This window comes from Rhizobium etli CFN 42, from assembly GCF_000092045.1.
Classification (GTDB): Bacteria; Pseudomonadota; Alphaproteobacteria; order Rhizobiales; family Rhizobiaceae; genus Rhizobium; species Rhizobium etli.
This window is the reverse complement of record NC_007761.1, coordinates 231,900-245,985: the sequence shown is the minus strand read 5'-3', so window position 1 is coordinate 245,985 and position 14,086 is coordinate 231,900. Positions and strand designations below refer to the sequence as shown.

The following is a 14,086-nucleotide window of genomic DNA, read 5'->3' as shown; positions in this document are numbered from 1 at the left end:
ACGGCCCGCATCAAGCCGCCGCGGCGGGCGATTTCCTGAAATAGCCTCTGATAACGGGGTGGCCGAAGAGACCGGCGAGGATAGCAAAGGCGGCGCCCAGGAAGAAAGCGGCGAGGAAGCCGCCGATGATACCGGCGACCATCAGGATCTTCTTTCCCGGGCCATCGGCCTTGACCGGCGGTTCGGCCGGCGAGATGACGCGGATGTTGCTCTGGCTGAGGTTCTGCTCCTCGTTGGTCTGGCTCGAGCGCTTGAGCACCGTCTCGTAGATATCGCGCGCCGCCGTCGCCTTGCGCTGCAATTCGTTCAGTTCCACCTGCTTGTCGGAGACGGTTGCCTGCAGCGCCTTCTGAACGGCAAGCTCCTTGGCAATGCTGTCTTCAGCGGCCTTGGCCTGCTCGTATTCGCCCTTTGCCGAGGTGGCGAGACGTTGCAATTCGCCTTTGATTTCGCCTGCTATGCTCTGCAGCGAGGAGCGCGCCGCCTGCAGGCGCGGATGACGCGTGCCCATCTGGCTTTCGAGGCTGCCGACGGCGGCGGCCTGGGCGGCATATTGCTGACGCAGGCTGACGAGCGGCGAGGTGACGCCGCCCTCCGCCTGATTGCCGGCGACGATGTCTTCGACGCGCAGATTGGCGACGGCATCGGCGCGGGCCTTCGCCTGGATGGTCTTTTCCTGCGCCGTCACCAAGAGCGTGTTCAGTGAGGCGAGGCGCTGGTCGGAGATCAGGTTGCCATCGGTCGCGGCCATGTCGTTGTCGGCACGGAAGGTTTCGACCGCCTGCTCCGCCCCCAGCACCTTCTGGCGCAGGTCGGCAAGGCGTCCGTCAAGGGTCGAGGAGGTGTTTTCGTAGAGGCCGTTCGAGGCGCTGTTTTCCTCCTCGGTAAAGGAGGTGACGACCTGGTTGGCAAGCCGTGCGGATTTTTCGGGATCGTTGGTCGTCGCGGCGAGCGAAACGACATAGGTGCCGGTCTGGCGGGTGATGACAAGCGCCTTCTGCAGGGCGCCGATCACGGCGGCGCCATCCGTCCTGCCGCCGTTGAATTCCGGATCCTGGTCGAGCTTCATCGCCTCGACGACGCGGCGCAGCACATTGCCCGAGGTCAGAATCTGCACCTGGCTATCGATCAGTGCTGAGATCATTTCCGGCGACGGACCTGAAGATTGCGCGCCGGCCTCGGCCAGGCCGATCTGGCGCGGATCGAAATAAAGGCTGCTGGCCGCGGTGAATTTCTGGCCGATCAGCGGCGCCACCACACCACCCCCGACCGCTCCGACAAGGGCCAGCACAAACACCACCAGCCGGCGGCTCCAGATCGCCGCGATGCTGGAGCGGAGGTCGAGAAGCGGGGCGCCGGGCGCGGATGTGCTCTGCAGCGGCACTTCGGCCGCAGACGGTTCGGCGCTAGCGGGCGGCGGCTCGGATCGACGAATTTCTGCAACCCGTGCCGACGGCGGCGCGAAAGGCGAAGGGGTTGGCTCGGGTTCGGGACGGGCGAAATCATCCGGACGAACGACAGGACTGCGCAGGCGCACGCCTTCCGACGCAGTCTGCGACGGCTCGTAACTACGCCAGCCGGGCAGCCGGCTTACCCTGTTCCTGTCATACTGACTCATACGCGCACTCGTGTCCCGCCCAGCGTGAAAGACTGAAGCCGAGGTGCCGAGACTTTAGAAATTCTTAGCTAACGGACCGTTAAGATAGACGCAGCGACTCGATGTTGCGATTTTGCCGTGATTGAGAGGATAGCCATGGGGACGACACGACATCTGGTGGCGCTGCTGCTTGCGGCCGCCCTCATGCCGTCGCCGGTCTTTGCGGCCGGCGCGCCGTGTTATCGCGGCGTCAATCTTTCCGGCGGCGAATATGGCGAGCGCGGCGCCATCTACGCCACGAACTACATCTATCCGAGCGAGCAGACGATCCGCTATTTCGCCGAAAAGGGCATGTCGATCATTCGGCTTCCCTTTCGCTGGGAGCGGCTGCAGCCGGCGCTCGGCGGGCGGCTGGACGAAGACGAATTCAAGCGGATCAAGGATACGGTCGGCCTGATCCGAAAGCAGGGTATGGCCGTTCTGCTCGACCCGCACAATTTCGGCTATTACGATGAGGCGCAGGTCGGCACCGCCCCGGCAACGGACGCCGCATTCGCCGACTTCTGGGCGAGACTCGCGGTCGAATTCGCCAATCAGGACGGCGTTCTCTTCGGCCTGATGAACGAGCCGCACGACATCAAGGCGACGGACTGGCTCGATGCCGCCAACGCGGCGATCCGCGCTATCCGCGCCGTCGGCGCTCGCAATCTCATCCTCGTGCCGGGTACTGCCTGGAGCGGCGCTCACAGCTGGGAGGAGGATGTGATTGGCGGTGCCAACGGCACGGTGATGCTCGGCGTGCGCGATCCGCTCGATTTCTATGCCTATGAGGTCCATCAATATCTCGACGTCGATTCATCGGGAACCCATGCTAGCTGCGAAGGCGCCGCCGCCGCGGTCGAGGCCCTCGCCGGCGTCACCTCTTGGCTGAAGCGGAACCATAAACGCGGTTTTCTTGGCGAATTCGGCGGATCCGCCGATAAGGACTGCATGAGCGGCCTCACCAAGATCTACGCCATCATGTCCGGGAATAGTGACGTCTGGCTCGGCTGGTCCTATTGGGCGGCGGGCGAATGGTGGCCGGCGGACGAAGCTTTCAACGTTCAGCCATACAAGGGAACCGAGCGACCGCAGATGCAGCTTCTCGCCGCCTCGGCGAAAGCCGATGCCGGCGCCTGCACCGCCGTCAAGACCGCGGGGAACTGACCGTGGCAGCCGTCGATCAGAAGGCAGCGACTTTCACCGTGGCGGGCAACCGCCTCGATGCGGCCGGGGGGGCGTCGCGCATAGACCATCCGGTGCTGTGGCTCGGCCTGCTTTCGATGCTCTATAACGGTATTCTCGCCTTCATCAACCACAACATCACGCCGCTATCGATGACGCATGTCGCCGCCAGCGAAGGCTTGATTCTGGCAAGCGCCATCATCTACATCCTCCACAAAGGGATCTACGAGACGGATCTGCCGGCCTTCCTGTTCCTGCTGTTCACACTTGTCGTGACCATCTATGTGAGCGTGCTCAACCGCATGCCGTTCGTCGATCATTTCCGCAACGTGCTGATCATCTTCTGTTTTTCCGGCCTCGGCGGCTGGAGCAAAGAGAGAACGATGAAGCTGGCCTTCCGCTGGGCAAGCCTTACGGTGCTGATCTTCCTGATCTTCGAGATCATCAGCGTGCCCTTCTATGTCAGCATCGTGCATCCGTCCGATTATTTCGCCAATACGCGCGGGCTGCTGCCGCTGAGCTACAACACGACAGGCCTGTTCCAGAACGCCCTCGGCTTCCCCGAGCGCTTTTCCTTCGGCATCATCGACCATCGCTCGTCGTCGATCTTCCTCGAACAGGTGTCGCTTGCCAATTTCTGCGGCGTGATTGCGATCTACCTGATTTCGATGTGGGAAAGACTGGGGCGATGGGACCGGCTGCTCTTCGTCGGCACGGCGGTGCTGATCCTGGTGACGAACGATACGCGCACAATGCTGATCTTCTGTTTTGCCTGCATCGTCGGCTATTTCGTCTTTCCGAAGATCCCGCGGAATTTCAATCTGGCGCTGATGCCGCTGATCGTCGCCGCGGGGTTCGTCGTCTATACCCTGAAACCCAATGCAACGGGCGACAATTTCACCGGCCGCATCAACCTGACGATGAAGAAGATCATGGAGCTCGATCCTCTCGCCGTACTCGGGCTTTCGGTCGACAGGGTCGCCGAGTTCGCCGACAGCGGCTATGTCTACCTGATCTACGCGGCGACAATCTTCGGCGTCGTCGCGCTCTGGCTGTTCGTCTGCCTCTTCCCAGCCGGCCGTACGGCGGCGCAGCGGCGATGCGCCCATTCACTTTCTCTTTTCATTTTTCTGAATATGATGATCGGGGGGACCGCCGTTTTCTCGATGAAGATTGCCGGCCTCTTGTGGTTCGTCGTCGGATATATGCGCTTCCACGACAGCCCGCGCATCCGACAGGGTCGTGCGGCAGATGTACTGAGTTGACCGCAGCGGCACGGCAAACGGCGGCCGCGCGAGCCCGAGGAGCAAGACATCAGATGCTTGTCCAGCTTCAATATCTGCGCGCCGTTGCGGCGCTGATGGTTGTTTATTTCCATGCGATATTGCAGCTTGCCAAGGTCAATCCCGCCGCCGACGCCACGGCTTTTCTTTATGGCGAAACCGGCGTCGACATCTTCTTTGTCCTGAGCGGTTTCGTGATGTGGCTGACGACGAGCGGGCGCGCGATCAGCTCCATCGATTTCGCTCGCCGCCGCATCAGCAGGATCGTGCCCCTCTATTGGCTGGCAACATTGTTTTCGGGTGTCGTGGCGCTGATTGCGCCTTCGCTCTTAAAGTCGACAGTGTTCGACCTTCCACATCTCCTCGCCTCGCTGCTCTTTCTGCCATGGACCAATGCCGCCGATCCAAACACGATCACCCCCGTCGTTGTGCCGGGCTGGACGCTGAATTACGAAATGTTCTTCTATTTCGTCTTTGCGCTGCTGCTGCCGCTCTCGGAAACCCGCCGGATTCCAGCGATGTTTGCCGTCTTTGCGGTGATCCTGATTGCCTGCCGGCTGCTGCCGGAAACGACGGCCACTCGGTTCTACGGAGAACCGATCATGCTGGAGTTTCTCGCCGGCGTCGTGCTCGGCTGGCTGTACGGACAGAAGGTGCTTCTGCCGAACCGCTGGGCATGGGCGGCACTGGCCACCGGCTTTGTGTTCCTCTTCGTCAATGAAGCGCTGATGCCGCCGGAGAGTCGGTTCTACGCCTGGGGAATTCCGGCGATCTTCATCATCTACGGGGCAGTTTCCATCGACTTTTCCCGGTTGCCGGTTCTGGGATGGCTGCACTATCTCGGCGACTGCTCCTACAGCATCTATATCACCCACGCCTTCACGCTCGCGTTCCTGAGGGTGGCTTCGGACCGCCTGCCGATCAGCATCCTGCAGCAGCCGCTGCTCTTCGTGATCCTGTCGCTGGTGCTGTCGTCAATCGGCGGCGCAATTGTCCATGAAATCACGACGCCGCGCCGGAAGGTGGCTGTGGCAGGCCGTCCGCCGGCCTAGATCCACCGAATTCGCTGTCCGCTCTTCACATCCTTGGTTTCCCGCCTCTCGATGTCGCAAATTGCTCATCAGCTTTCAGCGGCATGCTTTAATTCATTCACTGAAGGCGAGAATACACATCCCGGCGGCGCTGGCGACACAGCGTTTTGAGCAATTTCTCCTAAGCTGATGTCGCGATGAGAGAACTTGCAGGAACGTGATGGTTTATCTTGCAATTTGTCGCATAAATGAAAGTGCGCCGGCCTATTCGCGGCACGGGCTTTGATCTAAGCACGGGCTGCGGCCTCCAAGAGGGAAGAGGGAGAGACATGAAAAGCTATGTATTGACGGTATCCTGCAAATCGACGCGCGGCATCGTTGCGGCGATTTCGAGCTATCTGGCCGACAAGGGCTGCAACATCATCGACAGCTCGCAGTTCGACGACCTCGATACCGGCAGGTTCTTCATGCGCGTCAGCTTCATTTCGGAAGAGGGCCTGTCCGGTTCCGCGATCAGCGCCGATTTTGCTGCCGTCGCCGCACCGTTCGAGATGGACTATGATTTCCACGACAGCGAGAGCCGCATGAGGGTGCTGCTGATGGTGTCGCGTTTCGGCCATTGCCTCAACGACCTGCTCTACCGCTGGAAGATCGGCGCGCTGCCGATCGACATCGTCGGCGTCGTCTCCAACCATTTCGACTACCAGAAGGTCGTCGTCAACCACGACATCCCCTTCCACCACATCAAGGTGACCAAGGAGAACAAGCCGCAGGCCGAAGCCCAGCTCGTCGACCTCGTCGAGCAGACCGGCACCGAGCTGATCGTGCTCGCCCGCTACATGCAGGTTCTCTCCGACCAGCTCTGCAAGCAGATGTCGGGCAGGATCATCAACATCCACCATTCCTTCCTGCCGTCCTTCAAGGGCGCCAATCCCTACAAGCAGGCCTATCAGCGCGGCGTCAAGCTGATCGGTGCGACCGCCCATTACGTCACAGCCGATCTCGATGAAGGCCCGATCATCGAGCAGGACACCGCCCGCATCACCCATGCGCAGTCGCCCGAGGACTATGTCTCGATCGGCCGCGATGTCGAAAGCCAGGTGCTGGCGCGGGCCATCCACGCCCATATCCATCACCGCACCTTCATCAACGGCAACCGCACCGTCGTCTTCCCGGCGAGCCCCGGGAGCTACGCCTCCGAACGCATGGGCTGAGTCGGCCGAGGTCGCGCATCTCTTTTGCTGGCAGGCGCAATCTCCCGTTGCCTGCCGGCAGCAAGTATTTGATTATCCCGCTTGGGGGGTAATCGAATCATGCTGCGAGAGGGGTGTCATGACCGACGAGGCGCTTGTTGATCGCATGACGCTGCCGCGTCCCGACGTCACCGTTGCTGACGCGGAAGAAATCCTTCTTGCCCATTACAGCCTGTCCGGCATGCTCTCCGAACTCGGCAGCCAGCAGGATCGGAACTACCGCGTCGACAGCGATCGCGGTCGATACGTCCTGAAGATCTGCCATGCCGCCTACGAGGCCCGCGAGCTCGAAGCGCAGAATGCCGCGCTCCATCACCTCAGGAGCCGGCAGGATGCGCCACGCGTTCCGAAGGTGATCGCCACGAATGACGGGCGGGAAATTGTCGTCCTTACCGTGCGCGGACGGGGCTATCAGGTCCGGCTGCTGGAATATCTGGAAGGCCAGAGACTGACGGAGATGAGATATCTGGCGCCGGCGTCCGTCGCAGCACTTGGCGCGCTCTGCGCGAGGCTGGCGCAGGCGCTTGCCGATTTCGACCATCCCGGCCTCGACCGCAGCCTGCAGTGGGATTTGCGACGCGCGGGCCCTGTCGCCGTACAACTGCTGTCCGCCATCACCGACAGCGCTGCCCGCGACCGGATCGCCAAAACCATGGTGATGGCCGTTCGCCGCATCCAGCCCCTGGCGCCGTCGCTTCGGCTCCAGGCCGTCCATCATGACGTCACCGGCGACAATGTCGTCGGCCATCGCGACGCCCATGGCCGCGTGATTCCCGATGGCGTGATCGATTTCGGCGACATCATCCGCGGGTGGCTGGTCGGCGACCTTGCCGTCACCTGCGCTTCGCTGCTGCAGCAGGCGAATGGCGATCCCTTTCATATCCTGCCCGCCGTCACCGCCTATCAGGCGATCTATCCGCTGAGCGACGTGGAACTAAAAGCACTCTGGCCGTTGATCGTCGCACGCGCGGTCATCCTCGTCGCCAGCAGCGAACAGCAGATGTCGATCGATCCTGATAACGACTATGTCCGCAGCAATCTCGACCGCGAGCGGGCGATCTTCAATACGGTAATGTCGGTTCCGTTCGAGCTGATGGAAGCCGCGATCCTCAAGGCGGCCGGCGCAGATGTCGCCGCCCCGTCAGCATCAGCATGGCTGCCCTTGCTGCCCAACATCGATCTCAGCACGATCGCCTATGTCGATCTCGGCGTGCGGAGCGCGCATTTTTCCGCCGGCAACTGGCTGAATGCCGATATGGACTGGCGGCTGCTTGCCCGGGCTGCAACCGAAAACGGCACGGCGGCGACGCGCTATGGTGAATATCGGCTTTCCCGCGCTGCCCTCGGAAACACGAGAGCACAGGCGACCTTCGCCCTGCATGTCGACATCTGCCTTGCTGCAGGAAGCGCGGTCGCGGCGCCCTTTGCCGGCCGCATCGGCTGGAAGGACCAGCATCTGACGCTGACGGACGACAGCATGACCCTGCATCTCGATGGACTCAACCCTTTGGTCGAGGATGGCGCCATGCTTGCCGCCGGCGATCCGCTCGGTTCGGTTTTCGGTGAAGCGTCGTCGCTCGGCGGCCTGCGCCTCCAGCTCTGCAGCGTTGCAGGTCTTGAACCGCCGCTCTTTGCCATGCCGCGCGAGGCGGCAGCCTGGTCGGTGCTCTGCCCTTCGCCTTCATCGCTTCTCAGTCCGGGAGCGGATGCGCCGCAACCGGAGACCACTGAACTGCTCGTCAGGCGGCGAACCCATCTCGCCGGCGCCCAGAAGAACTACTATGCCGCGCCGCCGCAGATCGAGCGCGGCTGGAGGGAACATCTGTTCGATGTCGAGGGCCGCGCCTATCTCGACATGGTCAACAATGTCACGATCCTCGGCCATGGCCATCCCCGGCTGGCGGCGGCAATCAGCGCCCAATGGCTGCGGCTCAATACGAATTCACGCTTCCACTATGCGGCGATCGCGGAATTTTCCGAACGTCTCGCGGCGCTCGCGCCTGATGGCCTCGACGCGGTCTTCCTGGTCAACAGCGGCTCGGAGGCAAACGATCTGGCGATTCGGCTGGCGCAAGCCCATAGCGGCGCCCGCAACATGCTCTGCCTGCTCGAAGCCTATCATGGCTGGTCGGCGGCGAGCGAAGCCGTCTCCACCTCGATCGCCGACAATCCGCTGGCGCTGACCACCCGACCGGATTGGGTGCATGCGGCCGTTTCGCCGAATACCTATCGCGGCGCGTTTCGCGGACCCGACACAGCGGCAAGCTATCTGGCCACGGTCAAGCCGATGCTCGAGACGATCGACGCCGGCGGCCAGGGCCTTGCCGGCTTCATCTGCGAATCGGTCTACGGCAATGCCGGCGGCATTCCGTTGCCGGAAGGGTATCTGAAGGAGATCTATGCCGAGGTGCGCGCCCGCGGCGGGCTCTGCATCGCCGACGAAGTGCAGGTCGGTTACGGCAGGCTCGGCCATTATTTCTGGGGCTTCGAACAGCAGGGGGTCGTGCCCGATATCATCACCATCGCGAAGGGCATGGGCAATGGCCATCCGCTCGGCGCCGTCATCACCAGACGGGAGATTGCGCGGTCGCTCGAGAAGGAAGGACCTTTCTTCTCCTCCACCGGCGGCAGCCCGGTCAGCTGCGTCGCCGGCATGACGGTGCTCGACATCATGGCCGAGGAGAAGCTGCAGGAAAATGCCCGTACGGTCGGCGATCATCTAAAGGCGCGGCTTGCCGCGCTGATCGACCGGCACCCAATCGCCGGCGCCGTCCACGGCATGGGTCTCTATCTCGGCCTGGAATTCGTCCGCGACAGAACGACGCTGGAGCCGGCGACGGAAGAGACAGCGGCGATCTGCGACCGACTTCTCGAGCTCGGTATCATCATGCAGCCGACCGGCGATCACCAAAATGTGCTGAAGATCAAGCCGCCGCTCTGCCTCAGCATCGAAAGCGCCGATTTCTTCGCAGACATGCTGGAAAAGGTGCTCCAGGAAGGCTGGTGATCCATGCTTTCGGGCGTTAACCAAATCGATCATTTCGAGGCACCTCGATTTTTAGCGACGAGGCCCATTGTCGGAATCAGACAGACTTCCTATTTCTGCTGCGGCAATCGAAAGAGTTTCGATTCTGTCATGCGAATTTTACGAAGAGCTGATATGTTCCTTCTGCAAGTTCGGGCCAGGATGGAATGAATTTTTTCGGATCGTCGATATTTTGACACGTTTCGGAATATGTTTCCGACAGGCTGTTGGGTAATCTCTACTAAGTTAGTAGATATTGAAGACAGCCATCACCGGCCCCGGGCTCTTCCGGGACCGTCGAGCGCAACGCCAACGAAAGGAACGAGACATGATAGACATCGAAATTCTCGCCACTCTCCTTGGGCGATCTGTGCTTGGCAATGACCGTCCGGGCGCCCTCTCCCGCCCGAACTGTCGAATGTGACGTTCGTCCTCCTTTCAACGGTCCCAGACAAGTCAATTCGCCATGGCTGCGCATGCCCGCGCGGCAGGAGTTCTATCTATGAAGAAGCAAGTTATCGAATATGCAGGCGTTCCCGTCGGAATCGTTATCCCCGACGAAGACCGGCTGAAGTTCATCGCCGTGAAATTCCATGTCCACGACCTCGACGAGCAGCGGTTCGGTTCGCCCGACGAGGTGCGGTTGGCCATCCACGACCTGATGACCCGCCGTCATCCGAAGCCGCTTCATGCCTGACGGCATGCGGCCGCTACCGACCTCTCTCGGCTTTTCTGATGTGACCGGTCCTGCAAAAAGGGCCGGTCTTGTTTTTTGAGGGCAATTGCAGTCCTATCGGCCGGATCAGCGCCACCGGGATCAGCCCTTGTCCGATTTTCTCAATCTGCTCACCGACATCGAAGGCGTTTCCGTCGGCCATGCGACGGACCTCGCGCTGGGATCCGGCGTTACGGTCATCGTCTTCGACGAGCCGGCGGTCGCATCCGGCACAGTGCTCGGCGGCGCGCCGGGCGGACGCGACACCGGCCTGCTCGACCCGTCGATGACCGTCAGTGCCGTCGATGCCTTCGTGCTCTCGGGCGGCTCCGCCTTCGGGCTCGATGCGGCCGGCGGCGTGCAGGCCGGCTTGCGCCAAGCCGGCCGTGGCTTTGCAGTCGGGGCAGTCAAGATTCCGATCGTGCCGCAAGCGATCCTGATGGACCTGCTGAACGGCGGCGACAAGGATTGGGGCCTCCACTCCCCCTATCGTGAGATGGGTTATGCGGCATTGAAGGCCGCGACGAAGGGCGCATTCGCGCTCGGCACCGCCGGCGCCGGCACAGGGGCGACCACGGCCACTTTCAAGGGCGGGCTCGGCTCGGCCAGTGCCGTCAGCAGCGCCGGCCATCGCATCGCCGCGATCGTCGCCGTCAATGCGCTCGGTTCGGCAACGATCGGCGACGGGCCGCATTTCTGGGCGGCACCCTTCGAAAAAGACGGCGAATTCGGCGGGCTAGGGATGCCTGCGACGACCGATCACCGGATGCGGCTCAAGGGGATGAGCACGCCGGCAACGACGATCGGCGCTGTCGTTACCGACGCGCAGCTGACGAAGGCGGAAGCGCATCGACTTTCACTTGCCGGTCATGACGGCCTTGCCCGGGCGCTGCTGCCGGCCCATCTGCCGCTCGACGGCGATACCGTCTTTGCCGCTTCTACCGCCAAACATCCAAGAAACGACATGGCAAGCCTGATGGAGCTTTGCCACCTCGCCACCATCGTCATGGCGCGGGCAATCGCGCGCGGCGTCTATATGGCGAGCGCCCTTCCGGCCGAAGGCGGGCAAATAGCATGGCAGGACCGCTATCCCCAACGTCGTTGATTGAATAGGGTCGCAACCTGGTAGAATGGCGGAGACACGTGAATGCAGATCCTGGCGCTGATGTATATTCGACGAGCTGGTGGGGACCGAGTCATGTGCCGGGGGATATGATGAATAAGGTTTCGTTTGCGTCTTCGGCGCGCTTCATCAGCCGGCTTTCCCTCGGTGCTGCGCTGTCGGCCGGTCTCATGATGACGGCAATGACACCGGCGGAAGCGGCCAAGACCACCCTCAATCTCGGCATGAGCGTCGAACCAACAGGCCTCGATCCGACGATCGCCGCACCGGTCGCGATCGGCCAGGTCACCTGGCAGAATGTGTTTGAGGGGCTGGTGACGATCGATCAGACCGGCAAGGTCCAGCCGCAGCTGGCGAAAAGCTGGGAAATCTCGGCCGATGGCCTGACCTATACCTTCAAGCTGCGGACCGGCGTCAAATTCCATGACGGCGAAGCGTTCGATGCCGCCGCCGCCAAATTTGCGCTCGACCGCGCCCGCGGCGCGAATTCGGTCAATCCGCAAAAGCGCTTCTTCGCCTCGATCGCCTCGATCGAGACGCCGGATGCCGAAACGCTGGTGCTGCATCTCTCGGCGCCGACCGGCAGCCTGATCTACTGGCTCGGCTGGCCAGCATCTATCATGGTCGCCCCGAAGTCGGCCGAGAACGATAAGGTCACTCCGATCGGCACCGGTCCCTTCAAGTTCGCCAGCTGGATGAAGGGCGACAGGGTCGAACTCGTCAGAAATGGCGACTACTGGAACAAGGAGGCGTCTGCCAAGCTCGACAAGGTGACCTTCCGCTTCATCGCCGACCCGCAGGCGCAGGCGGCCGCGCTGAAATCCGGCGATCTCGATGCCTTTCCGGAATTTGCCGCGCCCGAGCTGATGAGCTCCTTCGACGGCGAAACCAGGCTCATCACCAAGGTCGGCAATACCGAACTTAAGGTCGTCGCCGGCATGAACAATGCGAAGAAGCCTTTCGACGACAAGCGCGTCCGCCAGGCGTTGATGATGGCGATCGACCGGCAGACGGTGATCGACGGAGCATGGTCCGGCCTCGGCACGCCGATCGGCAGCCACTACACGCCGAACGATCCGGGCTACAAGGACATGACTGGGGTGCTGCCCTATGATGTCGAAAAGGCGAAGGCGCTGCTGGCCGAGGCTGGCTATCCCAACGGCTTCACCTTCACGATCAAATCACCGCAGATGGCCTACGCCCCGCGCAGCGCCCAGGTGATGCAGGCGATGTTTGCCGAAATCGGTGTGACGATGAATATCGAGCCGACGGAATTTCCGGCGAAATGGGTGCAGGACGTCATGAAGGATCGCAACTTCGACATGACGATCGTCGCCCATGCCGAACCGCTCGACATCGACATCTACGCACGCGATCCCTATTATTTCAACTACAGGAATCCGGCCTTCGATGCGCTGATGAAGAAGGTTCAGGAGACCGCCGATCCCGCCGCACAAAATGCGGTTTACCGCGAAGCACAAGAGATCCTCGCCGAGGACGTACCGGCGCTCTACCTCTTCGTCATGCCGAAACTCGGTGTCTGGGACAGAAAGCTGAAGGGGTTGTGGGAGAACGAACCGATTCCGTCGAATGTGCTCTCGGGGGTCTATTGGGAGGAGTGAGGCACTGTTGAATGCGTGAGACGTGGAGATGAACGAAGGGAAACCGGAGAGCGAGCCGTTCAATGCCGGGCACCACCCTCTCCATCCTTCATTCCTGTACTTGTCACAGGAATCCAGCGCGGCCAAGTCCTTGGGCGCAGGAGACTCTCTTGCTTGTGTGACAGTCATTCACGGCGCCGAGGCGCCGTGGCTGGATTCCTGTGACAAGCGCAGGAATGAGGGTGGGTCGGGTGGTCGTCGCATTCCCTCGAAAGCGCGGCACGCATGATCGCCCTCCTCGCCCGCCGCTTTGCCGGTCTCATCCTCACGCTCGTCATCGTCTCGCTGCTGATCTTCACCGTCATGGATCTCCTGCCCGGCGATCCAGCCTCGATCATGCTCGGCACCTCGGCGAGCCCGGAGACCTTAGCAGCACTGCGCCACGAGCTCGGCCTCGACCAGCCGCTCGTCCTGCGCTACGGGCAATGGCTGGCCGGCCTCCTGTCCGGCAACCTCGGCAATTCCCTGACCTACGGCGTCCCGGTCGCCGGATTGATCGTCGAGCGGCTGGCGGTGACGCTGCCGCTGGCGCTGATGGCAATCGTGCTGTCGGTGTCGATTGCCCTGCCGCTCGGCGTGCTGGCCGCTTCGCGCCGCGGCGGTGTCTTCGCCATCATCGCAACGCTCTTTTCGCAGATCAGCATCGCCGTGCCCGTCTTCTGGGTGGCACTGCTCTTGATCATCCTGTTTTCGACCCGGCTCGGACTGATGCCGGCGGGCGGCTTTCCCGGCTGGAACGAGGGGTTTCTGTCAGCATTGCAGGCGCTTGTCATGCCGGCCATCGCCCTGGCGATGCCGCAGGCGGGGGTGTTGACGCGCGTCGCACGTTCGGCGGTGCTTGAGACGATGCATGAGGATTTTGCCCGCACCGCAGTGGCCAAGGGGCTGTCAAGCGGCGCGGTGCTGCGGCGGCATATCGTACCGAATGCGCTGATCCCGATTCTGACGATGATCGGTCTGCAGTTCACCTTTCTGGTCGCCGGCGCAGTGCTGGTGGAAAACGTCTTCAACCTGCCAGGCCTCGGGAGGCTCGCCCTTCAGGCACTCTCCCAGCGCGATGCCATCGTGATGCAGGATGTCGTGCTGTTCTTCGCCGGCCTCGTCATCGTCATGAACTTCATCGTCGATCTCTCCTATCTGGTGATCGACCCCAGGATGAGGAAGGCGGTCTGAA

10 protein-coding genes are annotated in these 14,086 nt (G+C 61.9%); 9 read left to right on the top strand and 1 reads right to left on the bottom strand.

Annotated features, from left to right (window positions below; genetic code table 11):
- Window positions 1–10: 10 nt before the first annotated feature.
- Window positions 11–1,618: a GNVR domain-containing protein gene (locus RHE_RS01160; RefSeq protein WP_011423619.1), complete on the bottom strand. Its 1,608-nt coding sequence runs from the start codon at window positions 1,616–1,618 to the stop codon at window positions 11–13.
- A gap of 135 nt (window positions 1,619–1,753) precedes the next feature.
- Here RHE_RS01160 and RHE_RS01155 point away from each other — a divergent pair, with 135 nt between their 5' ends.
- From RHE_RS01155 to RHE_RS01115, 9 genes are all read left to right on the top strand, one after another.
- Window positions 1,754–2,803, top strand: coding sequence for a glycoside hydrolase family 5 protein (locus RHE_RS01155; RefSeq protein ID WP_011423618.1), 1,050 nt, complete (start codon window positions 1,754–1,756; stop codon window positions 2,801–2,803).
- A 2-nt stretch (window positions 2,804–2,805) separates the two neighbouring features.
- The gene (locus tag RHE_RS01150; protein WP_041678517.1) at window positions 2,806–4,086 is read left to right on the top strand and encodes a hypothetical protein; all 1,281 of its coding nucleotides are present in this window, start codon (window positions 2,806–2,808) and stop codon (window positions 4,084–4,086) included.
- A gap of 53 nt (window positions 4,087–4,139) precedes the next feature.
- On the top strand, window positions 4,140–5,156 hold the full coding sequence (locus tag RHE_RS01145) for an acyltransferase family protein (RefSeq protein ID WP_011423616.1): 1,017 nt from the start codon (window positions 4,140–4,142) through the stop codon (window positions 5,154–5,156).
- 308 nt (window positions 5,157–5,464) lie between these two features.
- Window positions 5,465–6,349 carry a formyltetrahydrofolate deformylase gene (gene purU / locus RHE_RS01140; protein WP_011423615.1) on the top strand — a complete coding sequence of 295 codons (885 nt, stop codon included), beginning with the start codon at window positions 5,465–5,467 and terminating at the stop codon, window positions 6,347–6,349.
- Window positions 6,350–6,467: 118 nt separating this feature from the next.
- Entirely contained in the window at window positions 6,468–9,395 is a 2,928-nt protein-coding gene (locus tag RHE_RS01135; RefSeq protein ID WP_011423614.1) for an aminotransferase, read from the top strand.
- Between the two features lie 520 nt (window positions 9,396–9,915).
- Window positions 9,916–10,110 carry a hypothetical protein gene (locus RHE_RS01130; RefSeq protein ID WP_003544544.1) on the top strand — a complete coding sequence of 65 codons (195 nt, stop codon included), beginning with the start codon at window positions 9,916–9,918 and terminating at the stop codon, window positions 10,108–10,110.
- Between the two features lie 127 nt (window positions 10,111–10,237).
- A complete protein-coding gene (locus RHE_RS01125) occupies window positions 10,238–11,233 on the top strand; it encodes a P1 family peptidase (protein ID WP_041678801.1) in 996 nt (331 codons plus the stop codon).
- Between the two features lie 110 nt (window positions 11,234–11,343).
- Window positions 11,344–12,873 (top strand): ABC transporter substrate-binding protein, encoded by a 1,530-nt coding sequence (locus tag RHE_RS01120; protein WP_011423612.1) that lies wholly within the window; start codon window positions 11,344–11,346, stop codon window positions 12,871–12,873.
- 264 nt (window positions 12,874–13,137) lie between these two features.
- Entirely contained in the window at window positions 13,138–14,085 is a 948-nt protein-coding gene (locus tag RHE_RS01115; protein WP_011423611.1) for an ABC transporter permease, read from the top strand.
- Window position 14,086: the final 1 nt, after the last annotated feature.

Bases quoted from the DNA above. Each gene is read 5' to 3' on its own strand.
- RHE_RS01160 (WP_011423619.1), bottom strand. From the start codon at position 1,618: ATGAGTCAGTATGACAGGAACAGGGTAAGCCGGCTGCCCGGCTGGCGT.
- RHE_RS01155 (WP_011423618.1), top strand. From the start codon at position 1,754: ATGGGGACGACACGACATCTGGTGGCGCTGCTGCTTGCGGCCGCCCTC.
- RHE_RS01145 (WP_011423616.1), top strand. From the start codon at position 4,140: ATGCTTGTCCAGCTTCAATATCTGCGCGCCGTTGCGGCGCTGATGGTT.
- purU (WP_011423615.1), top strand. From the start codon at position 5,465: ATGAAAAGCTATGTATTGACGGTATCCTGCAAATCGACGCGCGGCATC.
- RHE_RS01135 (WP_011423614.1), top strand. From the start codon at position 6,468: ATGACCGACGAGGCGCTTGTTGATCGCATGACGCTGCCGCGTCCCGAC.
- RHE_RS01130 (WP_003544544.1), top strand. From the start codon at position 9,916: ATGAAGAAGCAAGTTATCGAATATGCAGGCGTTCCCGTCGGAATCGTT.
- RHE_RS01120 (WP_011423612.1), top strand. From the start codon at position 11,344: ATGAATAAGGTTTCGTTTGCGTCTTCGGCGCGCTTCATCAGCCGGCTT.
- RHE_RS01115 (WP_011423611.1), top strand. From the start codon at position 13,138: ATGATCGCCCTCCTCGCCCGCCGCTTTGCCGGTCTCATCCTCACGCTC.